A 22,408-nucleotide genomic window follows, 5' to 3' on the forward strand; every position below is an offset into this window, starting at 1 on the left:
GACCTTTCACCGGTATAGTAAATCTGTATCCATTAACTAAGGAAAAGGAGCGCCCAATCCATGAAAAAAACCATTTCTCTTCTCTTGGTTCTGATCCTGGCCGCAGCGGTTGCCGGCTGTTCTTCCGGAGCTTCCTCGCTGGGCCTGAACGTCAATGGTTCAAAAGGCAAGGATACTCTCACGATCGTCTGGTACCCGAATGAATCGGCCGCCGATTTGAAGGATGCGCGGGACGAGATCGGGAGGATCGTCGAGAAGGCCACAGGCAAAAAAGTCGAGCATAAAATGACGACGGATTATAACATTGCGATCGAAGCCATAGCAAACGGAAGCGCGGATTTGGCTTACATGGGTCCGCAGGGTTACGTGGAAGCCCGGAACAAAACGGAGGACGTGAAGCCGTTGTTTACGAACAGCGGAGAGTCGGGAACGCTGGATGACGCCGTGTACTACTCTTGGATCAATGTGAGAAAAGGGGACGAGGCCGGGTATAAAAACGGCGATAGTTTTGCCATCGACTCCCTAGCTGGTAAAAAGTTCTCCTTTGTTTCCAACAGCTCGACTTCGGGCTTTAAAGTTCCGGCTGCCGGCATTATCGGTTATTTCGGGAAAATGGATAAATATAAAAACCTGTCGCAGGATGATTTGATGCAGGGCGGCAAAGACAAGTTTTTCAGCGATGTCTTGTTCGGCGGTTCCCATCAGGGCTCCGCGGTCAACCTTCTGACAGGCAAAGCGGATGCGGCTGCTTTTTGCGATACGTGCGTGTCGAATTACGTGGAGCTGGCGGACGGAACCGCCAATAAACCCGGAGCGGTCTACAAGGTGAAGGAAGGTGCGGCAGAGCCCTTCAACACATTGGCAGGCAAAGAGTTTGTCGTCATTTCCGTCACGCCGGTGTTGAATTCCCCGTTTGTCGCCAATACGAAAACCGTGAGCGAAGAGGACCAGAAGAAGCTGGTGGATGCGTTCACTGCGGATGATGTTACCCATAACCCGAAAATTTTCCTGCCCAAAGATTCCAAAGCAACCGGTCTGTTCAAGCAAAAAAGCGGGAACGAGAGATTTTTGCCGGTAGAGGATGCCTGGTTCAATCCGATCCGGGAGCTGTCCAAATAACGGCGCCGTCTGGTTAGCCTTTCCAAGGAGCGCGGAGGTAAACGATGACAACGTTATTGGAATTCAAGCATGTATCCAAGCAGTACGGCCACGAAACCCAAGCGTTAACGGACGTCAGCTTTTCGGTGGAAAAAGGGGAGTTCGTATCGATTATCGGCCCGTCGGGGGCCGGAAAGTCGACCCTGCTCCGGTGCATCAACCGGATGATCGACGCGAGCAGCGGCGAAATTTGTTTTGAAGGGAACAATGTGCTGGCATTCCGGAAAAGCGAGCTGAAAAAGCTGCGGAGAAGCATCGGCATGATTTTTCAGCATTACAATCTCGTCGAGCGTCTCAGCGTCATCGAGAACGTTCTTCATGGACGGCTCGGCTATAAGTCTACGCTTGCCGGAATGCTGGGCATCTACCGCGAAGAAGAGAAACGCCAGGCGTATGAAATGCTCGGCATCCTTGGTTTGGAGGAGCAGGTTCACAAGCGCTGCGACCAGCTCAGCGGCGGCCAGAAGCAGCGGGTCGGCATCGCGAGGGCTCTGGTTCAGGGGCCGAAAATGCTGCTGTGCGACGAGCCGATCGCTTCCCTGGACCCGAATGCGTCGCGCGTCATTATGGATCATCTAAGGAGCATTTCCGTCAACCTGGGCATTACCGTCGTGATCAATCTCCATCAGGTGGAGACGGCGTTAAAGTATTCGGATCGGATCATCGGGGTCAACAAGGGAAAAGTGGTATATAACGGATCTCCGGACCAGGTTACCGCCGGCGAGCTTCAGCGCATCTACGGAAACGAGAGGAGAGAGGCCGGTGCGGAACAGGGCGAGACGCAAGCAGGGTGACTTCTTTGCAGTCAAAAGAAGGCATGCTTACCGTTTGTGGGGACTGCTTCTGTTACTGACTTATGGCGCGATGGTGTTGACGCAGTATGACGTCGTCCAAGGCCTGCGCTCGATACCGAAAGCGGCGGAATGGGGGATCACCCAGTTCTATCCGAACCGGGAGTCGTTCTCCAAGCTCCCCGACATTCTGCGTACCTTACAGGAGACCCTGCTGATGTCCATTGCGGCATCGTCCGTCGCCGCCGTGTTCGCGCTGTTTTTCGCCATCATGGGATCACAGGCGGTGGGAATCAACGCGGGGCTGAAGCTGGTCAGCCGGACGATTGCGACCATATTTCGGAATATCGATATTACAGTGTGGTCGATGATTCTGCTGTTTTCGTTCGGACAAAATGTCATGACGGGCTATTTTGCTCTTTTCTTCGGCTCCTTCGGGTTCCTGACCCGGGCTTTTCTGGAGTCGATCGACGAGTCCAGCGGCCACTCCGTGGAGGCGCTGCGCGCGACCGGGGCCGGGTACGCCACGATCATATGCCAGTCCGTCATCCCATCCGTGCTGCCCCAGCTGATCAGCTGGATTCTGTTCATGATCGAGACCAATATTCGGAACGCCACCCTGATCGGAATACTGACCGGCACCGGAGTCGGCTTTTTGTTCAACCTGTACTATAAAAATCTGAATTACAGCGCCGCCAGTCTGATCGTGCTGATCATCGTGGCGTCCATCCTGATCATTGAATTTGCTTCAAACTATATTCGAAAGGTGGTCATAGGATGAGGATGAGCGCCGGTGCCGCCGACAAAAACGCAACCGCAGAGCTGCTTCGTCCCTGGGAACGTACCGGCATGAGCGTTCCCCCGAAGAAGCCGTTTAATAAGGCCGTTTTTACGATCCGGCTGACGCTGCTGGCGTTGGGCCTATTAACCGTGTTTGCCTTCTTGACCTTCGATTATAAAGGGGTACAGGTATTTCAAGGAGTCTACGCGACTTTGCTAAACTTGAAGACGATGTTCCTGCAGCCGAGGTTGCATCATTTCACGCTTATGGATGCGCTTTTTGAGGTTCTGATTACGTTGGGGCTGGCTTTTCTTGCGACGTTGTTCGGCGCGGTGATCGCCCTCTTTCTCAGCTTGTTTTCCGCCCGCAATTTATCTTCCCCGGTCGCTGTGGCCGTCATCAAGGGCGGGGTCGCGTTCGTCCGGGCCGTTCCTACGGTGATGTGGGTCCTCATTTTTGCCGTGGCGGCAGGTTTGGGAAGCGTGGCCGCGGTGATCGGCATGACCTTCCACTCCATCGGTTATTTGATTAAAGCGTATTCCGAAGCCTTCGAGGAAATAGACAAAGGCACGATCGAGGCGCTCAAGTCCAGCGGGGCGAACTGGTGGCAGATCGTATTTCAAGCAGTTATTCCTTCCTCCATGTCTTATTTGATGTCGTGGACGCTGCTTCGCTTTGAGATCAATTTCTCCGTAGCGGTCGCCATGGGGGCGGCGGCAGGGGCCGGCGGGATCGGTTACGACATGTTTATGGCCAGCAGCTTTTATTTTGACCTGAAGGAAATCGGAGCCATCACCTATTTTATTTTGGGATTTGCGATTTTGCTGGAGGTGGCGGCGGGCCGGGCCAAACGCAGGCTTAAAGCCGGGAAATAGGACCGCGGGATGCCCAAGCTGTTATCATAAGGACTGATCCCTGCGAAAATGGGGCTGTCCAATAAGTCCCCAAAATAAAAAGTTGGACGGGAAAACGTCATGTTTTCCGTCCAACTTTTTTTGTTCTGTCGCTTTTGCAGGAAAGTGGCTGAGCGGATGCCCGCCACCTTCAGTAGATTGTGGGCCAAAGCCACAATCCCAAATTCGGTGTGAACCTTCTCCATCCCTCGCAAGGAGAAGCGACGGAACGAGCGATTGCCCTTGATGTGACCGAATACGCTTTCTACCTCGACTTTACGCCGAGCATAGATCGCAGATCTCTCGTCATCCTCAAGGGCTTTCTTGGCCTTTGCTTTTAACTCTTCCCAGATTGTATTCCAGTGTACCTGGCGGTTCCCCTTGGCCTTGGTGCAGCTTGCCTTGAGTGGACAATCACTGCAATCTTCACATTCATAAATCTTAAAGCTTTGCTCCAGGCCAGACGCGTTTTTCTTCATTTGGTATTTCTTAAAGCGAACGTACTGGCCATTCGGGCAAATAAATCGGTCATCTTGCTCTTCATACGTCCAATTGGAGGCATGTCGGATGTCCTTCTTGTAGCGACGCGCTTTCTCTTTCATATAACTGCCGTAAGGAATGAGAAAATCAAAACGAGGCTCTTTTTCTTCGCCCACCGCATACAAGTAATTTTCCTCGCTGCCATAGCCTGCATCGGCAATCACCGTTTTCGGCATCGGCAAAGCAGACGCAGCCAATCGCTCCATATGGGGGATGAAGCAACGTGTATCTGTAGGTCGCTGATGAAGGCTGTAAAACAAAATGAACTGGTTTTCTGTCGCTATTTGCACATTGTAACCCGGTTTCAGTTGACCATTCTTCATGTGGTCTTCCTTCATCCGCATAAACGTGGCATCTGGATCAGTTTTGGAGTAGCTGTTGCGATTGCCAAAGCAGGCTTTCTGCTGCTCATACTTGGCGAGCCGCGGAAGAAAGTCCTCCCAAATTTGTTTCAGTGGCTGCTTCAGGGCACTGCGCTCTTTGCGTAAGGCTTTTCTCGCTCCGCTGTCGTTTGCCTGAGCCATTTGTTCGGTGAAATCCTCCACTTTTTCTTCCAGTAGGGCGGCTGCTTCTTCGAGTCTTACAGGAAGTTCATCCGGGGCTGCCGCCGCGTATTCGTCGGCTTCTTGCTGTGTGAGCGTATGAATATGCGCAAGGGTCGCCTGTACCTTTTCCTTGAGCTTCTCTTCAAAGTGAAGGGTGGATTTTTTCCACACAAAAGAATACTTGTTAGCATCAGCTTCGATCTTCGTGCCGTCTAAAAAGTAGTTCTCCATCGTGATGTAATTGTCTGCGATGAGCTTTTGGATCATTGTTTCAAACAGCTCGTCCATAAATGCTTTCATACGCACGCCACGGAAGTCGTTCAAGGTACGGAAGTCGGGCTGTTGCATCGCCGCCAGCCACATCGCCGGGAGGTTCTCTTGCAGCAGCTTTTCAATGCCTCGGCAAGAGTAAACCTTTTGCGAGTAACCGTAAAGGATCACCTTGAGCATCATTTTGGGATGGTAGGGACTGCGGCCTCCGCCTGTGTAGTGGGCAAACAGTTGCTGATCTGGAATGGATTCGATCATTTCATCAATGACATGTGCCACATGGTGGTCAGGAATGAATAGTTCCAAATTCAGAATCATCTGAGCTTGCTTGTTATCGTACGGCTTGAAGGTAGGGGCAAGATTTCGTTTAGGTATCACTTTTTCTTCCACATCCTCTAGAGGAAGTGTCACTTGCATGGTATACTGTTCGGTAGTAGTCGTTAGATTACGCAAAAAAATCGCCCTTTCCTGAGTTGGTTGTGTGGTAACTTCCATTCTACAAGAATTGGCGTTTTTTTTGTTCCTTTTTTTAACATCCAACAAAAACGGGGCGTCCAGCATCAGCTTTTACTGACTTTCTGGACAGCCCCATTTTTTTAGGATTCAACGCTTTAGGCATACCTGTACCGGGCCAATGTTTGGGAACCCCACAGGAATGTGACGATTACCGTCGCAATGGCTGTTCATGATCCGGCCACATGAAAACGTTATTTCAAAATAATAGGCAGTTCCTTCAGCGCAAACATCACCGTGCTTTCCTGGCGCTCAAGCTCTACGGAATGGTCGCGGCGAAAATCCGGAAAACGTTCCAGCAGTGTTTCGATGGCAATTTTGGATTCAAGGCGGGCAAGCTGGGCGCCGAGACAATAATGAATACCGCTGCCAAGGCCCAAATGAGGGTTGGGATTACGATGGATGTTAAATTCATCAGGCCGTTCAAAGACATCCTCGTCATGGTTGGCTGCAGCCATCCAAATATGCACGAACTGACCTTTTTTGAGTTCTTTGCCGCGCAGCACGGTGTCTTCTTTGACATGGCGGAACATCAATTGTACCGGTGAAAAATAGCGGAATGTTTCTTCGATGGCTCCCGGGATCAGCGTCCGGTCGGCAAGCAGTTGCGACCTTACTTCGGGTAAACTGTCGATGGCAAGCATGGCTGAGGAGATCAAATTGGTTGTGGTTTCATTGCCGGCCACGAGCAGAAGGATGCAGAAGCCGATGATTTCCAAATCGCTGAGATGTTCATTATCAATGCGCGCTTCCACCAGTTTGGTGATCAGATCATCTTGCGGATGGCGGCGCCGGTCCTCGGCAATGACCGAGAAATACTCGCTCATTTCCCGCTGGCACTGGTAATAGCTTTCTGCATGATCGCCAACCAAAGCATCCGACCATTCCTTGAATTTTTGCCTGTCTTTTATGGACACCCCGAGCATTTCAGCGATGACGGTAATCGGAAGCGGACTCGTAAAATCGGCAACCGCGTCCATTTTGCCGTTTTTCTCGGCTTCATCAAGCAGGGAAGCGGTAATGGCTTGGATTTTCGGAGCGAGGGATTCAATCACACGCGGGGTAAAGGCCTGGGAAACAAGCTTGCGCAGCTGACGGTGTTTTGGCGGATCCTGCCGCAAAATGCTTGATTCAAGCGGATCTTCAACAGAAGGGGAACCTTGGGAAGAAAAAACTTCGTAATTCGTAAAGACAGCCTTGACGTCCTCGTATTTAAAAACGTTCCAGAACCCATTTTCTTCGGGTTGAACGACCGGGGAGTTCTCGCGCATTTGTTTGAACCATTCCAAGGGCAGCAAACCGTTTTTGTTCCATTCCATATTTTAAAATCCTCGCTTTCATCCGCATTTTTTTGAACTGACTGGTCAGTTTTATAAATTTAAAAAAGAAGGCCTTGCTAATCGATCGATATAAACAGGCCTTTAGTAATAACTGTGAAGATAAAATGCTCCAAGTCCTGGCGGGAATACTCATCCTGGTGGCTCAGATAGTAATTGCAGGCGCTCTCCATTGTGCCGACAATGCTGGCTGCGGCCAAATTTGCATCAAGATCGCGGAGCAGATTTTGTTCGCATTTGCCTTCCTCCAGGATTTTCGCCAGGAAGTTCAGATGCTCGCGTCTTAGCTGCTTTAATTCATCCAGGACATCCTGCTCGATTCCATTTGAAATCTCATTAAAGACAATATGCGCAAAATGGCGGGATTCCAAAAATAAATCCAAATGATGACGTATGATCCGAAAAATCATTTCTTCAAGCGGAAGAGGAGCATTCAGATCGGCTTCCGTCCGCCGCATAATGTCTTCGAAGCCGGCTTTGACCACCGTTTTGAACAGCTGGGATTTCGAAGGGAAATTATAGTAGAGCGTACCTTTGGCGACCTGTGCCCGCAGGGCGATTTCGTCCATGCTCGCACGGTGGTATCCATTTTCGGAGAATACTTCGATGGCTGCGTGAATGATTTTTTCTTTACTCAAGGGTATCTACCTTTCACAAGCATAATTCGCATTAAAATTAATCTGACTGGTCAGTTCAAAAAGAGAATAACATGCTGGGAAAAATTAGTCAAATGGGTTAACATGAAGAAGAAGAAGAGGTCCGATGATTTGCTTTTTCCGTGCGTATCCTGTACATATGGACCATAGTAGTGTATATTTCAACATCTGGTTCATTTATCGGTAGAAATGGATATGACTGAATCAAGAACAAAATAAGGTAACGGAGTGATCACTTGAGCAAATCAAAAGGCAAGGGCGGAACAGGCAGGGGAACGGGCAAGAAAGGCTGGACCCGCTGGGATGCTAAAGCCCGCCGGATCAAAAGCGCCCCGAAGCCTTATACCAGTAAGGGGACGAAAAAAACTGGTGAAGCCGCAGGCGATGGACCCGTCAAAAACGACAGCGACGCAAAGCGCGGGTGACATTCATAAGGGGATGACATGCAAATTAAATACGGAAGTGGAAAGTAAACGCGCAAGCGGTCTGCCCGAAGAATTACAATGAACTAAAATGCCGCCAACCGCACGACGGACTGAAGAGAGCGGCTGGGCGTTGTCAAGCGGTTAGGCCAGGGGAAAAGGCAGCAAACGATTGACAAGCGCCGCCAACTACAATTTAAGGAGTGGTATTCTGAGAAAGCAAAAACCAATGTCATTTGAAGATCTGCTGAAAGAGCTGCAAGGCCAAAAAATGGTTCAGGAAGATCCGGATCATGTACCGCTGAACGAATTGTTTGATGCGTCGTTTATGCGGAAGCATTCTTCCTTCAACAGTTTTGGGGAGTTTGTAGAGAAGGGCAACTTCCAAATCGAGACGTATGCAGACATCGGCAACATCCCTGACGAGCTGTTTGACCGGCATATCTCCAGAGAGACCGACTTCGCGGACTGGAAATCCATGCTGGATCAAGCCAACGCGGAGTATAACGGGAAGTAAGAGAATGCTCCGCATCTCAGTTTATAGAACCTTGATCTTAGAAGAGCGCACCGATACAGGCTGCGCTTTTTTAAGTCCACCGTGCCGCCCATAACTTCATTTCATGGCAAATGACATGCAAATCCTGACCTTTGGGCGTTAACGTATACTCAACGGTTACCGGAACGGTTGGGAAAACCTCACGTTCAAGGACGCCGTGCTCTTCAAGATGGCGAAGCGTACTGGTCAAGGCCCTCGGGCTTACGCTTGGAATCCGGCGCTGCAGTTCACCAAAGCGGAGCGTGCCGCCGAATAATTCGCGGATCACGAGAAAAGCCCATTTCCCGCCGAGCACATCAAGCGTTTTTTCGATATTGCATTCGATATGATCCGGGTTTTTCGGAATATAACTGCTGGCTTTTTTGATCGTTCCCATAAGCATCCACCTCCATTAGTATTTACTATACTTAGTATACTAGATATCATCCGTATAATTAACTGAAAAACATTTCACTTCTTTTAATCGCATATAAACTTTTATAGAATGGACAATGTATGCAGGAAATTTTAAGGAGGAATGTGAACATGAAATACCGGAGATTGGGCGGAAGCGGCCTTAAGGTCAGCGAAATCAGCTTGGGAAGCTGGCTTACATACGGCGGTTACGTAGAACGCGAAAATGCGGTAAATTCGATTAAAACGGCATATGATCTCGGCATTAATTTTTTTGATACAGCAAATGTGTATGAACGAGGCGCGGCGGAGGAACTGGTTGGCGAAGCGCTGAAAGCGTATCCGCGTGAATCGTACGTGCTGGCGACCAAAGCCTTTTGGCCGATGGGCGACGGTCCCAATGACCGCGGTTTGTCGCGCAAACATATCATGGAGCAGGCCCATGCCAGCTTGAAGCGGTTGAATCATGACTATGTGGATATTTTCTACTGCCACCGTCATGACCCGGAAACGCCTCTCGAAGAAACGCTCCGTGCGCTCGACGACCTGGTTCGCCAAGGCAAAGTATTGTATGTGGGCGTGAGCGAATGGCAGGCTTCGCAGATTGCCGAAGCGCTTGGCGTAGCCGATCGCTACCTGCTGGACCGGATCGTGGTGAACCAGCCGCAATACAACATGTTCGAGCGTTATATCGAAAAAGAAATCATGCCGCTTTGCGAACGTTCCGGCATTGGCCAAGTGGTATTCTCGCCGCTGGCTCAAGGTCTGCTGACAGGCAAGTACACCTCCGCTTCGGATATTCCGCAGGATAGCCGCGCCGCCAAGCTCGAATGGATGCGCAAAGGCATCACCGAAGAAAAAATCAACAAGGTAAAGCAGCTGGAGGGCATTGCGGGCGAACTCGGACTTTCCGTAGGCAATCTGGCTCTGGCCTGGATTCTGCGCAACAGCAATGTGGCCAGCGCGCTGGTTGGCGCAAGCCGTCCGGATCAGGTCACAGAAAATGCCAAGGCTTCCGGCGTGGAGCTGAGTGCAGAGGTAATCGACCGCATCGAGGAAATTTTGAAATAGATAGCATATCGTGGGCGAAGTAATCATTGGTTTGAAGAGAACCTTTGATTGGCTTGCCATCAAAAATAGCGGCTCATGTAATTGGGTCGCTATTTTTTGTGTGTAAAAATATCTTCTCTTTGGATTGTGGCCCTCTTCACGGGTTTCTTAGTGCGGTGCTGTCGCAATCTGTGCCCAATGTTTCGTTGGGGTATATCCCATATAAGCTAACGAAACAGAGAAGCGCTATTGCTGCTAAAAGGGAGCCGAATCCTGCGTAACGAAACTACATATCGTTATTTGGGCCAAAAGCGGTTTGATCTGCTCCAATTTTGGCGAATAACGATGCACAGTTTCGTTAGGATATTTTAAGGCTGTATTTTGGCTTAATAGCGATATCCAGTTTCGTTAGAGCATCGCAATGTGATCCGTCCAGTTTCATTAGAGCGTCACAATGCAATCTGCCCGATTTTAAAGAGCATCACAATGTAAATGTACCCTGGTTGCGATAGAAAACAGCGATGGGAATATCTCCCTGATTTCCCACGTAATAGCTATAAAAGGATGGTTATATTTGGTTTATGTAAAATGCGACGCTTACTTTTGTATAGTTTCTGTAAAATCATATACTTAGTAGATTCAAGTTTGATATAGTGTTCATCAAGGTAACCGGATACCAGGAACGATACATTTATTTTTACTTCAAGGCGGTGCAGACAACTTGTTATCTCAAAAATGGACACGAATGTTATTGGCAGTTCCACTTACGTTGAGCTTGTTTGGACAGGGAGTGCCAGCGGCTTCGGCGAGCAGCGACAGTTCCGCGCAGGCGCAGGAAAGTCCGGCAGCAAGCGGCACGGGCAGATGGATGTCCGGGGAATTTCACGTACATACGTTTCAATCGGATGATGCGCAGACTTCTTTGAAGGATGTGCTTGATCATGCATTTGACAAATACGGCTTCGATTGGATCGCGACCGCGAATCATTTGCGGTCTTCGAAGCGTGACGATAAAGGGAATGATATTCCGGGTGGACCGATCCCGTTTTCCAAAGGGGCGATGGAATACGAGGTGCCCGAAATCAAGAAACTTCAGGAACAAGGCAAATATGCAGGAAAAATGATTTTCTCCGGTTTCGAATGGGATATGCCAAGCCATGAGCATGTGTCCATCGGAATTTTGGGCAACGAGCCGAATTCGGAAGCGACGCTGAAGGCGGCGAATCAGTTCGAATATTTGTTTACGAACCGGGATGCTTCCTGGTTCGATCCGGCAGATGTCGCCGAGTGGAACCAGCAGGATCAGCGGGCGTACACTACGCATGCGGATGCCTTAACCGCCATTAGCTGGCTCAAAAATAAATTTCCGCAAACGAGCTACGTGATTCTGAACCATCCGTCCCGTATCGTAGGCAAATACACGATTGCGGACATCCGCGACCTGAATAACCTGGCGCCGGATATCGTGTTCGGGATGGAAGGCATGATCGGAGGTCAGATGGAGCCGGACCGGGGGGGTTATAATACGCCTTATACTTCGGCCGACCCCCTGTTAGACCCGAAGGCCAAAAACAGATCTTACGGCGGTACGGACTACATGGTCGCCAAGGTCGGAGGCGTATGGGATGCATTGCTTGGCGAAGGGCGTCATTTTTGGAATTTCGCCAACTCGGATTTTCATTTTAAAATCAGGGGACCTTATTCGAGCGGATATTGGCCTGGGGAATATTCCAGGAACTATACCTGGACCGAAGGCAGCGACATGCAGTCGATCCTGAACGGTCTCCGATCGGGTAAATCCTTCTCCGTCTACGGAGATTTGATCAATGAACTGGATTTCCATGCCGCAAACGGCGGGGCGAAAGCCGATATGGGCGGCGATCTGCAGGTGACGGAAGGCGATGACGTCGAGCTTACGATCCGCTTCAAGAGCCCGGAAACGAATCATTACGAATCGCCGGTAGACAGCGGGATATCCGGGCATGCGGTTCCGCAGGTCGATCATGTGGATCTGATTGCCGGGGACGTCACCGGAAAAACCGAGCCGGGAACTCCTGAATACAGCAAAGACACCAATGATTCCACCAAAGTGATCGCGACCTTCACAAGCAAAGATTGGACGACGGACAGCGAAGGTTACAACGTGATCAAATACACAGTGAAATCCGCGGAGAAAAACCAATATTTCCGGTTAAGAGGCACTAATCTCGGCATGAATGTGGAAGGCGAGACCAAGGACGGCAATCCGCTGCTTGATCCGGTTACCGATGAAGCCGATAACGATACGCGTTTTAATGCGATCAACGACCGCAATTATAAGGATCTTTGGTTTTATTCGAACCCAGTGTTTGTGACGGTTGCCCCGAATGACCAATTTGCGGTTGAGGCAGCTAAAAGTGCTCTGGATCTGGGCGACTTAAGCTCTGTTACTACAGATATTTCTTTGCCGACTGAAGGTGAGCGCGGCACAAGCATACAGTGGACAAGCTCGCATCCGGACGTGATCGCAAATGATGGAAAGCTTGGAAATCGGCCGGAAAATAACATATTGGTAACGCTGACCGCCGAAATTACGCGCGGCAGCGCGAAGGTAACCAAAACATTCCTGGCGGTAGTAGCCGGTATGAATCCTGCGACCGTTGAACTGCACAGCGCTATGTTTACCGCAGATGGAAAACCTTATGCTGATGGTGCGTGGACGAATCAGAGCGTGACGGCCAGCGTTTATGCCGATGTACATGAGCCGAGCACATCGGTGACCCTGGAGTTGTCGCAGGACGGCGGACAAACTTATGAGCCTTATACCGCTAATGAACCGCTTGTTTATGAGGAAGAAGGGGAGCGGCAGCTGCTGTTCCGGGCGACGGACGAAACGAATGTTCAAACGCTCTTGCCGTTAAAGATCAAAATCGATAAGACGCCGCCGGTGATCACTCTTATCGGTGCCGAAACGGTAACGCTGACCGTCGGTGATCAATACAAGGAGCAGGGGGCGAAAGTCACTGATCCGGTTGGAGTACCGGAAGAGGTTGTTATTACTGGGGAAGTCAATACCTCGGTTTCAGGCCAATATACGGTGCTTTACAATGCTAAAGATGCCGCAGGCAACGCTGCCGCGGAAGTAAAACGAACCGTTATTGTGAAGGAGAAGGACAGCGGTATGCCGCCTGCAGGGGGAGGTTCCAATGCCGGAGGCGGAACTGGAAACGGCGGTTCCGGCAGCGTAACGCCAACACCGCCAACGACGACTTCGCCTTCCACACCTCCACCAACGCCATCCGTTCCGGAAGGTCCCAAACCGCTGCCATCCGCACAAGCCGATGTATCAGCTGCCCATGGTTCAACGGGAAGCATACCGGATGTCGCGAAATGGACGATTCCGGCAGGGGCGGTCCAGGTGGACCGTCAATTGAATGTAGCTGTCGTGACGGATAGCGGGGTGCCGTCTACGGGAACGCATAAAGTTATTGGTCCGGTTGTTGCTTTCACGAGCGCATCTGGCGGTACGCTTGCCAAACCGATGGATCTGACGCTTCACTATGATCCGAAGCAGCTCCCTTCTTCGCAGAAGCCAGCCGTATACTACTACAACGAATCCAGACATGCCTGGGTGTACCTTGGAGGGAAAGTAAACCCGGACGGCATGATCACGGTTGAAACGAAGCATTTGGCAAAATACGCCGTGTTTGGTTTTGAGCCGGCAGCATTTACGGATTTGACCGGACATTGGGGAAGCCCGTTTGTGGATCGTCTGGCAGGAATGGACGTGATTCGCGGTTACGACGAGCATTTATTCCATCCGGAGGATCAGGTGACGAGAGTACAGTTTGCGGTTATGCTCTCCAAAGCTCTGGGACTTGCGGTTGACGGGGACAACCTGTCGTTTGCCGACCGGAACCAGATTCCGGCCTGGGCCAAGGCGGATGTGGCGGCGCTTGTGAAAGCCGGATTGATTAGCGGATATTCAGGCAAGGAAGGCCTGGCTTTTAAACCGGATCAAGTCATCACGAGAGCCGAGATGGCCGTTATGCTGGATAAAGCGCTGCAGAGCGCGGGTGTGAATGCAGCTGTAAGTGCAAGCCCTGCATTTAGGGATGCGTCGCAGATTCCGGCTTGGGCCGCCGCATCGGTTCAATCTCTTACGGCAGCCGGGATTATTCAAGGTTACGGGGATCAGACCTTCCGTGCCCAAAGTCATGCGACCAGAGCGGAAGCTGCATCGATGCTGTACAAATGGCTTGAAGCCATGAACATTTAATTATACGACGTAAAAGAGGAAGCCTGCTGATCCTATCAGCAGGCTTCCGGCATGATATGCACTGGATTTAAGGCGCTGCCGCTGTGCCGGATCTTTTTAAGATAATGTTTAATTGGAGCTGAGGCGCAAAGTTTTTTATCTACTCAACAGGTTTCGCAAGCTTCGTTTACATAACCAAGCCTCTTATTTAACAATCGGAAAACAATTTGTCCATACGATGGAAAGAGAAGGAAGCTCCATTCAAGCTGAGTCGCCGACCGCGCGCAGCTTCCCGCACGCGGTGTGGCGTTGCATGACGAGGGCCACCGCCAAAAATTGCGGAAAGCATACGGGATAATCGAATCTTACGAAGGAGGCTGCATTTATGCATGGCTTGATGACTAAAGAGGAATTTTACAAGCGGCTTACCGAACATAAGCGCATCGCCTCGGTCAAAGATCCGCGGCATATCGAGCTCGCTCTGAAACGGCGGAATCAGCTAAGCGGCATTTTTTTGTTAATGGGACATATCGGAGTGGTAAAGGGATACGTTAATGTGTTCCAGGAGCACGGACTGCCTGTTTTCATGCATTTGGAGAAAATCGGAGGTCTCAGCACCGATCACTACGGGCTCGACTATTTGGCCAAAAGCATCCGGCCTTACGGGATCATTTCCACCAAAACCAATGTCGTCAAAAATGCGAAAAAAATGGGACTGCTTACCGTCCAGCGTTTTTTTCTCGTCGATAGCGAAGGATTGGACAATATCGCCAAAAGCATTTCGCAAACCGAACCGGATATTATTGAACTGATGCCTGCCCGGATCCCGGATATGATCTGCAAAGTGAAGTCTTTTACATCGATCCCGATCATAACGGGCGGGTTATTATATGAGGAATCCCACTGCGAAGACTGCCTGAACCATGGTGCAACCGCGATCTCTTCCTCGAGGCCGGAGCTGTGGGGCAAGCCGGGGAGAAAGTTGATGCAGATTTAATCTTTTGCCGGAATAGTTTTAACACTTGTCCTTTATATTGGTTTTAACAAGTAAATAAAACGGTTGGAGCTTTGGAGAAACCTGATCTGCTGCGGGTGTGTGTAGTCACCGGCAGTACTTCAGGTTTCTTTTTTGCTGCTTCCGGCCAGATTCTACAAAAATAGGGTGGAGGAATGACTGTGTTTAAGAAGAAAATCACGGCTTTTACGCTTGCGGCTCTGATGGCGGTATCATTGGCAGGTTGCGGTTCAGGCGGTACGGACAACGCTGAAGGCGAAGGAAAGGCTGAAGCTGCCGGATCATCCAAGAAAGTTGTCATCAAATACTGGTACGCCTACGGGGACAAAATCGAGGAAGCAAAGCTGCACATGGTCAAAACCTTTAACGAATCGCAGGATAAATACGAAGTCGTAGCCGAACATCAGGGCGGATATGATGATCTTCATGCCAAAGTGCAGGCGGCTTTCGCTGCAGGCAATGCCCCGGCCGTTACGGATCTGGAGATTGCCTCGACCGGCGTATTCGCCAATTCCGGCATGCTGGAAGAGCTGACGCCATATGTGGAAAAGGATAAGGATCAGGTGAAGCTGGATGATTTTATTCCGGGTCTGATGGGGAATGCCTACGTGAACGGCAAGCTGTATGGGCTTCCTTTTATGCGCAGTACCCCGATTATGTATAAAAACGTGACGATGCTGAAAAATGCCGGGCTCGATCCCGCCGGTCCAAAAACATGGGAGGAGTTAGAGCAATACTCGCGTGTACTGAAGGAAAAAGGCAAGATTGGCATGACAATTCCGGTGGATATTTGGTATTACGAAGCGCTTGTTGCGCAAAGCGGCGGCCGCATGCTGAGCGAAGACGGCAAAACGGCTGCGTTCAACGATGCTGCCGGAGTTGCGCCGGTTGAGTTCTGGAAAAAGCTCTCCAGCGAAGGGCTCATCAAAATGCCTGTCGGCGACGAAGCCGGAGCGACTGCGGGCAAAGACTGGGCGAATCAAATGTCCGCCTTCAAAATCGGTTCGACTGCGGGCGTAGCTGAAAGCTTGGAAATCGCCAAAGGCAACGGCTTCGAGCTGCAAACGGCATTTATGCCAGCCAACAAGGATTACGGCGTTCCGACAGGCGGCTGCCAGTTGGTCATCACATCCAAGAGCAAGCCTGAAGAAAAGGAAGCAGCATGGGAGTTTATTAAATGGATGACTTCCAAGGAAAACACGATTTACCAGCACAAGCATGTCGGCTATTTGCCAACCCGTACATCCGCTGCGGAAAGCGAAGAGCTTCAAGAGCATTTCAAGCAATTCCCGCAATATAAGGTCGCTGTTGACCAACTTCAATATGCAAGACCGCGTCCGATGGAGAACGCTTATCCGGAAGTAGCCAATATTTTGAGCGACGCCATTCAAAAAGCGATCATCGATCCGAACACTTCACCGCAGGACGCCTTGAATCAAGCGGCAGAGAAAGCAAACAAACTGCTTGCCAAATAAGAATTTGCGTTCATCCTGACATAAGAAAGGATCATGCTCAATATGGCGGTAGACAACTGGCTCGAGGACATCAAGGTTGTTATTTTCGATATGGACGGTACTTTGTATCAGGAAGATACCTATATGGAGCGGTATATTCGTTATCTGTTGGAAGGGACAGCGCATGAAGCGGACACGGAGACGGCGGTTGGCATGGGAAAAGCGTTGCGATCCGGAGAGCAGGTTTTCGGGTTCGGCCACTTTTACCATCTGCAGGATGACCTGCTGGTGATCCGGCTGGAAGACGGATTGGCGCGCGGATATGCATGGGACGGTTCATCCGTCCCTGTCCGCAAAAAGGTATACAAGTTCGAATCCATCCCTGCTGCGGATTTGCTGCATATCGGTGATCCATGGGGCATCGTGACCATGTTCAGCCGCAAATACAAGCTTCCGGAGACGAAGCTGGCTGAAGCTTTTGACAGGGTGCGCAAGGAAATGCTTGCCGCACCCTACCGCTTCGAGATTCACGGTGGTTTGATGCAAGCAATAGAACAACTCGGTGTGGAGAAAAAAGTGCTTATGACCAATACGCATTCAGAGTCTGGCGCCGAATTTTTGAATTTTATGCAGATACGCCATGTATTTGACGAAATCTACTGCGGGGCGGGAAAGCCGGCGGGATTGGAGAGCTATCTGGCTTCCCTGCTCCGGCAGGGATACAAGGAGTATGAAATTTTGTCGGTCGGGGATAACCCATGGAATGATCTGCATCCGGTGAAACGGATCGGAGGCCGGACCTGCTTTATTTCCCCGTATCCAAGCCATGATCCCGAAACATGGGATTTGCGGCTTGCGACATTGGATGAACTTGAACGGCTCATGCGTGCGATTGCAGAGCGGCAAATGAAGGAGGAAATTGACGATGGCACGGATTCTGCTGAAGGGAATCTGCAAGGAATTCAAGGATGAAACCGTGATTCAGGACTTGAACCTGGAGATCAAGGACGGCTCCTTTACGGTGCTTGTCGGACCGTCGGGCTGCGGCAAATCGACCACGCTGCGCATGGTCGCCGGACTTGAGAAGCAAAGCGGCGGCGAAATATGGATTGATGATACATGCGTAAACGAAACGCCGCCCGGGCTGCGGGATGTCGCCATGGTGTTTCAAAATTATGCGCTGTATCCGACCATGACCGTGCGCGGCAATATCGAGTTCGGCCTCAAAAACAGAGGCGTCCCCCGCAGCGAGCGCGAGAAGCTGGTCAAGGACATTTCGGAAATCGTCGGTCTTGCCCCTTTTCTTGACAAAAAACCGCAGAGCCTGTCCGGCGGGCAGCGTCAGCGTGTGGCCTTGGCGCGGGCGATGGTCAAAAAGCCGAAAGTATTTATTCTTGACGAACCTTTGTCCAATCTGGACGCGAAGCTGCGCAACCAAATGAGAACGGAACTGATCCAGCTGCATAAGCGGCTTGGAACTACGTTTGTATACGTGACCCACGATCAGGTGGAGGCGATGTCGATGGGCGACGAAATCGTCGTGATGAATAAAGGAGCGATTCAGCAGGCGGATTCCCCGATGACGCTTTACCAGGATCCGGCCAATCTGTTCACGGCCCAATTTATCGGTACGCCAGCGATGAACATCATGAACATGAACGAAGTAAAAGGGCTGAACGTCCGTGCGGACCGCCCGGTAAGTTATGTGGGCTTCCGCCCGGAGCAGGCGCTTTTGAACCCTGACCAGCAGGTGGAAGGACTTGTTCTGAAAGGCGAGATTCTTACCCGCGAAAGCTTGGGGGCGGAAAATATTTATCAAATCCGTTCGGAGGCGGGAACGTTTTTCGTCAAAACCTTCCTGAAGCCGCTGGAGACCGCGGATGCAGTGAACGTGGCGGTTCCGTATGACCAGCTTTATTATTTCGGATCGGATGGGGACAGAGTATACGGGGCCATGCTGGAAACCAAACCTTTGGTTGCCGGAGGCGCATTCGTATGACGCTTTGGCATAAGCTTCGCCCCTATAGCATGGTTGCTCCGGCCATCATTGTTTTTTCGGTGTTTTTCATATATCCGATCTTTTACATGATTTATTTGAGTTTCTTCGATTGGAATTTCGTCAGTCCGACGAAAAGCTTCGTCGGAATACAAAATTTTGTGGATTTGCTTACCGAACCGGAATTCCGGCAGGTGCTTTCCAATACGACGCTGTACACGATTTTGACGGTAACGTTAACGACGGGCTTATCCCTGCTGCTCGCTTTGTGGCTCAACCGCGGGAACTTCTTTTACGGCATCGTGCAGGGCGCCATTTTTAGTCCGCATATCATTTCGCTGGTATCCATTTCGCTTTTATGGAGCTGGATCATGGACCCCGAATACGGGCTGCTCAACTGGGTTATCGGGCTGTTTGGCTTTGGAAAGCTGCAGTGGCTCGCCCATCCAAGCACATCGCTCATTTCGCTTGTCATCGTTGCCGTTTGGAAGGGGATCGGTTACAACACGCTTGTGTTTATCGCCGGCCTGCAGAGCATTCCCGCAGATATTTACGAGGCGGCTTCCCTGGACCGCTCCCGGCCTTGGACGACGTTTACCAAGCTGATTCTGCCGATGTTGTCGCCGACGATTTTTTTCCTGGTGATCATCAACATGATCGGGTCGTTCCAGGTGTTTGAGACGATCGCCATCATGACCCAGGGCGGTCCGGTCAATTCGACGAATACGCTCGTGTACTACATTTACCAATACGGCTTCCGGTTCTTTAAGATCGGCTATGCCTCTGCCGCAGGCGTAATCCTGCTGGTGATCGTGGGCATTCTGACCATCATTTATTTCAAACTGCTGTCGAACCGGGTTCATTACCGCTAAGAAAAAGAGGTGAAACGCTTGAAAGCCGCAAACCGTGCCATCGAAGGCGGTCCCGTCGGGACTGCCGCCGGCAATCCGCTTAATGGAGTCCGGACGAAACAAGCTAGCCTGCGAAAAGCCATGACCCTCATTCTCCGTCTTGTCAATGCGGCAGGGCTGCTGCTGCTGGTGCTGATTTTCGCGATGCCTTTTGTCTGGATGTTGTCCACCTCCCTGAAAACATTGCCGGAGACGATGATTTTCCCGCCGGAGTGGATTCCGCGTCATCCCGTCTGGAAAAACTACATCGATGCCTGGAATACGGGACCGTTCCTGCATTATATAATGAACAGCGTCATCATTTCCGTAAGCATCCTGGTTCTGCAAATGCTGACGATTATACCGGCTTCCTATGCGTTTGCGAGATATAAGTTTGCTGGATCGGGCTTTTTGTTCGGCGTCGTCATGGTGACGCTGATGATTCCGGAGCAGCTTATTTTCCTGCCTGTTTATTTGGAGCTCAGCACCTTCAAGCTGCTGAATACCCATCTGGGACTCATTTTGCCATTCGCTTCAAGCGCCTTCGGCATCTTCCTGCTGCGGCAGGCTTTCCGGCAAATCTCGGATGAACTGCTGGAAGCAGCCAGACTCGATCAGGCGAAGGAATGGAAAATCATCGTTCGGATTATGGTGCCGATGGTAAAGCCGGTGCTTGTCACCTTCGCTTTGTTCAGCTTCATCGCCCATTGGAATGATTATTTCTGGCCGCTGGTGATGACGACAAACGACGTCGCCAGAACGCTGCCGATCGGCATTGCGAAAATCCGCGAGGTCGAAGGCGTGGGAACATGGAATATTTTGATGGCGGGGAATTTGATTCTCGTAGCGCCGATTTTGGCTGTGTTTTCCCTATCGCAGCGCCATATCATTAAGGCGTTTGTGTATAATGGCGTAAAATAATTCGGATAAGGGAAAAGCTGCTTTATCGTCTGCTCATGGCGGCATGGAGCAGCTTTTTTGCTGTCGAATGATTCAATTCTCAGGTGGAATTATTCAAAGTGCGCGTCCTTTTTCGATGTTGGGTTAGACTCTAGTGTATGTGGAAAATTGGTTGAACTCTAGTGTGTGTGTATGAAAATTGGGTTAGACTCTAGTGTATGGAAAAGTATGGTGAGTAGCTTCATTTCACGCTCTGTATTTGGCTGGAAGGCGAGCCGTTGTGGATTCCAATTGTCTGAAATATTGAATTGTTGCGAAGTAGAGCGCGAAATTGTTGCGATAGTGCATCAATTTGACCATGAACCGCTTGGTTATGCTCAAAAAGTGGGAAAAACCTGCACTTTTGCAGGTTTTTCATCCATAACAAACTTAAGTGCCCAAAATAGATGTATTTTCGCAACAATTTCCAAAGCGAGCCACCAATCGTTTATATTCGAGATTTTGCAAAAATCCAATAAGCGACTTTCAAGAATCAATTTCATCATGTCACTAATCAAATACCCTAATTTATTATGAAAGGTTTATTCAAGCAATATGTAGAACACGACTGCAAAACTCTAACGGACACCTCGGCCGCTATTGAGAGCAATTTCGACCATTTTGATTTCTAACGGACACAGATGCTGCTATTTGGTGAAAAATTCTCTTTTGGCGGTGTTTTGAGGCAATTAAGCGCTGTGGTGTCCGTTAGGATTTAAAAACGGCTGTTTTTAGCCACTTAGCGGCCGTGGTGTCCGTTAGCCGCCGTGGTGTCCGTTAGCGGCCGAGGTGGTGTCCGTTAGGGCTATTTTCGTGTTAGTTCGTCTATGTATTCTTCCCGGGAGCGTCTGGAATCGAATTTTGCAAAATCTGATTCAAAAACAAATATGTCCCTTCAACGGTATTCCATTAAAGCTTAAGATGCGCATAGCTGCATCTGCCAGGCCGTGGGAAAGTCCGGAAGACTTTTGGAAACTTCCATTTTTATGTGGTGGCTTTTAAAACAAAGATCGATTTAAACGATTCTCATGACCCCATTGTTGAGGCAATGTAGGCAAATCTTAACCCCCTGCAAAAAACAGGGGGTTTTTCAGCAGCCTGGATATAGATCCAGCTTTTTTACGTATTGATATGTTCGCCAGTCCGGCGAGCTGGGGATAATGAAACACGGTGCCGGGGACCGTATACGTTCAGAGTTCGCACTTGAAGCGGCACTTGATAAAGGTGCATCGCTATTTCCTCCCGTCTGGCCGTCATTGTTACATTAGCCTATTCGGCAGCGGGTATTTACGCGACATGTTGCTGAACGGTCAGATTTGTCAGTTGAAGCTCCAGCGGGCAGAATCGATAAAATGAAAAGGACCCCCCCGGCAATCCGGGGAAGTCCAGCTACTAATCAAACTTTACTCGCTATATTTTTTTGCGTATTCCTCTAGCTTAGCTGTGTATTGAGCGATTAACTTACGTCCAGCTTCCAGTTTGTTGTTGGCTGGCGTCAGGCTCTTTTTCTTGTAAATGGCCTGCTGCATCAGATCGAAGGCTTCCAGCTGCAGTTGCGTGCCTTTGACCATCAGGTTATGGATGGATTGCAGCTCCGCATTCGGCGCTTTCACTTTGGCAGTCATGCTGACGACTTTTTTGTAGTTGGGAATAACAACGTTGACGAGCGAATTGTATACGGTTTTCCGGTTGGACGTTGTCACGATCGAATATTTTTGATACTCAGCAATTGCCTTGTCTTCGTATACTTCAATCGGCGCAAGCATGTCTGCATAGTCCTGAAGTTCCTGCAGTTTCGGTGGAAGCGCTTCTTCCTCCTCAGCATTAACATTTACGGATGACGCGTCATTCGAGTTGTCGGGGGCCGCAAAAATGGTCGTTGGCATCAACAGGATGAATGCCATGAGAAGCAATGATAACCGTTTTTTCATTTTTTAAGCAATCCTTTCGTATGTATTGTCTGTACGCTATG

19 protein-coding genes are annotated in these 22,408 nt (G+C 50.1%); 14 read left to right on the plus strand and 5 right to left on the minus strand.

Annotated features, from left to right (window positions below; genetic code table 11):
• Positions 1 to 60 precede the first annotated feature (60 nt).
• The 4 genes from L6442_RS05995 to L6442_RS06010 all read left to right on the plus strand — a co-directional run bounded on the left by L6442_RS05995 (position 61) and on the right by L6442_RS06010 (position 3,605).
• Complete coding sequence (locus tag L6442_RS05995) at positions 61 to 1,119, plus strand: phosphate/phosphite/phosphonate ABC transporter substrate-binding protein (protein WP_212981301.1); 1,059 nt, start codon at positions 61 to 63, stop codon at positions 1,117 to 1,119.
• Positions 1,120 to 1,163: 44 nt separating this feature from the next.
• Positions 1,164 to 1,952 carry a phosphonate ABC transporter ATP-binding protein gene (gene phnC, locus L6442_RS06000; RefSeq protein WP_212981302.1) on the plus strand — a complete coding sequence of 263 codons (789 nt, stop codon included), beginning with the start codon at positions 1,164 to 1,166 and terminating at the stop codon, positions 1,950 to 1,952.
• Complete coding sequence (locus tag L6442_RS06005) at positions 1,921 to 2,730, plus strand: PhnE/PtxC family ABC transporter permease (protein ID WP_237100243.1); 810 nt, start codon at positions 1,921 to 1,923, stop codon at positions 2,728 to 2,730. Before phnC ends, L6442_RS06005 begins: the two co-directional genes overlap by 32 nt.
• A gap of 68 nt (positions 2,731 to 2,798) precedes the next feature.
• Entirely contained in the window at positions 2,799 to 3,605 is an 807-nt protein-coding gene (locus L6442_RS06010; RefSeq protein ID WP_212981309.1) for a PhnE/PtxC family ABC transporter permease, read from the plus strand.
• On the opposite strand, the gene L6442_RS06015 is transcribed toward L6442_RS06010, so the two are convergent.
• From L6442_RS06015 to L6442_RS06025, 3 genes are all read right to left on the minus strand, one after another.
• Complete coding sequence (locus L6442_RS06015; RefSeq protein ID WP_237100244.1) at positions 3,527 to 5,521, minus strand: IS1182 family transposase; 1,995 nt, start codon at positions 5,519 to 5,521, stop codon at positions 3,527 to 3,529. The two genes, L6442_RS06010 and L6442_RS06015, sit on opposite strands and share 79 nt — an antisense overlap.
• Positions 5,522 to 5,685: 164 nt before the next feature.
• The gene (locus L6442_RS06020) at positions 5,686 to 6,810 is read right to left on the minus strand and encodes a cytochrome P450 (RefSeq protein ID WP_212980756.1); all 1,125 of its coding nucleotides are present in this window, start codon (positions 6,808 to 6,810) and stop codon (positions 5,686 to 5,688) included.
• A 77-nt stretch (positions 6,811 to 6,887) separates the two neighbouring features.
• Positions 6,888 to 7,466 carry a TetR/AcrR family transcriptional regulator gene (locus tag L6442_RS06025; RefSeq protein ID WP_212980755.1) on the minus strand — a complete coding sequence of 193 codons (579 nt, stop codon included), beginning with the start codon at positions 7,464 to 7,466 and terminating at the stop codon, positions 6,888 to 6,890.
• Positions 7,467 to 7,720: 254 nt separating this feature from the next.
• On the opposite strand from L6442_RS06025, the gene L6442_RS06030 reads away from it, so the two are divergent.
• Together L6442_RS06030 and L6442_RS06035 are read left to right on the plus strand one after the other, a co-directional pair.
• Positions 7,721 to 7,909, plus strand: a complete 189-nt coding sequence (locus L6442_RS06030) for a DUF3934 family protein (RefSeq protein WP_194233827.1) — start codon at positions 7,721 to 7,723, stop codon at positions 7,907 to 7,909.
• Positions 7,910 to 8,135: 226 nt separating this feature from the next.
• Positions 8,136 to 8,423 carry a hypothetical protein gene (locus tag L6442_RS06035; RefSeq protein WP_194233826.1) on the plus strand — a complete coding sequence of 96 codons (288 nt, stop codon included), beginning with the start codon at positions 8,136 to 8,138 and terminating at the stop codon, positions 8,421 to 8,423.
• Between the two features lie 70 nt (positions 8,424 to 8,493).
• On the opposite strand, the gene L6442_RS06040 is transcribed toward L6442_RS06035, so the two are convergent.
• Positions 8,494 to 8,838: a winged helix-turn-helix transcriptional regulator gene (locus L6442_RS06040; RefSeq protein WP_212980754.1), complete on the minus strand. Its 345-nt coding sequence runs from the start codon at positions 8,836 to 8,838 to the stop codon at positions 8,494 to 8,496.
• A gap of 149 nt (positions 8,839 to 8,987) precedes the next feature.
• On the opposite strand from L6442_RS06040, the gene L6442_RS06045 reads away from it, so the two are divergent.
• The 8 genes from L6442_RS06045 to L6442_RS06080 all read left to right on the plus strand — a co-directional run bounded on the left by L6442_RS06045 (position 8,988) and on the right by L6442_RS06080 (position 20,418).
• The gene (locus tag L6442_RS06045) at positions 8,988 to 9,926 is read left to right on the plus strand and encodes an aldo/keto reductase family protein (RefSeq protein ID WP_212980753.1); all 939 of its coding nucleotides are present in this window, start codon (positions 8,988 to 8,990) and stop codon (positions 9,924 to 9,926) included.
• Between the two features lie 700 nt (positions 9,927 to 10,626).
• On the plus strand, positions 10,627 to 14,163 hold the full coding sequence (locus L6442_RS06050) for an S-layer homology domain-containing protein (RefSeq protein WP_212980752.1): 3,537 nt from the start codon (positions 10,627 to 10,629) through the stop codon (positions 14,161 to 14,163).
• Positions 14,164 to 14,527: 364 nt separating this feature from the next.
• Positions 14,528 to 15,139, plus strand: a complete 612-nt coding sequence (locus L6442_RS06055) for a glycerol-3-phosphate responsive antiterminator (RefSeq protein WP_194233822.1) — start codon at positions 14,528 to 14,530, stop codon at positions 15,137 to 15,139.
• 179 nt (positions 15,140 to 15,318) lie between these two features.
• A complete protein-coding gene (locus tag L6442_RS06060) occupies positions 15,319 to 16,632 on the plus strand; it encodes an ABC transporter substrate-binding protein (protein WP_237100245.1) in 1,314 nt (437 codons plus the stop codon).
• A gap of 42 nt (positions 16,633 to 16,674) precedes the next feature.
• Positions 16,675 to 17,583: an HAD family hydrolase gene (locus L6442_RS06065; RefSeq protein WP_212980750.1), complete on the plus strand. Its 909-nt coding sequence runs from the start codon at positions 16,675 to 16,677 to the stop codon at positions 17,581 to 17,583.
• Positions 17,537 to 18,610: an ABC transporter ATP-binding protein gene (locus tag L6442_RS06070; protein WP_212980749.1), complete on the plus strand. Its 1,074-nt coding sequence runs from the start codon at positions 17,537 to 17,539 to the stop codon at positions 18,608 to 18,610. Before L6442_RS06065 ends, L6442_RS06070 begins: the two co-directional genes overlap by 47 nt.
• A complete protein-coding gene (locus L6442_RS06075) occupies positions 18,607 to 19,479 on the plus strand; it encodes a carbohydrate ABC transporter permease (protein ID WP_194233818.1) in 873 nt (290 codons plus the stop codon). Before L6442_RS06070 ends, L6442_RS06075 begins: the two co-directional genes overlap by 4 nt.
• 120 nt (positions 19,480 to 19,599) lie before the next feature.
• The gene (locus L6442_RS06080; RefSeq protein WP_194233849.1) at positions 19,600 to 20,418 is read left to right on the plus strand and encodes a carbohydrate ABC transporter permease; all 819 of its coding nucleotides are present in this window, start codon (positions 19,600 to 19,602) and stop codon (positions 20,416 to 20,418) included.
• 1,421 nt (positions 20,419 to 21,839) lie between these two features.
• Here L6442_RS06080 and L6442_RS06085 read toward each other — a convergent pair.
• Complete coding sequence (locus L6442_RS06085; protein ID WP_194233817.1) at positions 21,840 to 22,367, minus strand: hypothetical protein; 528 nt, start codon at positions 22,365 to 22,367, stop codon at positions 21,840 to 21,842.
• Between the last annotated feature and the right edge of the window lie 41 nt (positions 22,368 to 22,408).

The sequence above is a fragment of the Paenibacillus azoreducens genome (assembly GCF_021654775.1).
Classification (GTDB): Bacteria; Bacillota; Bacilli; order Paenibacillales; family Paenibacillaceae; genus Paenibacillus_AQ; species Paenibacillus_AQ azoreducens.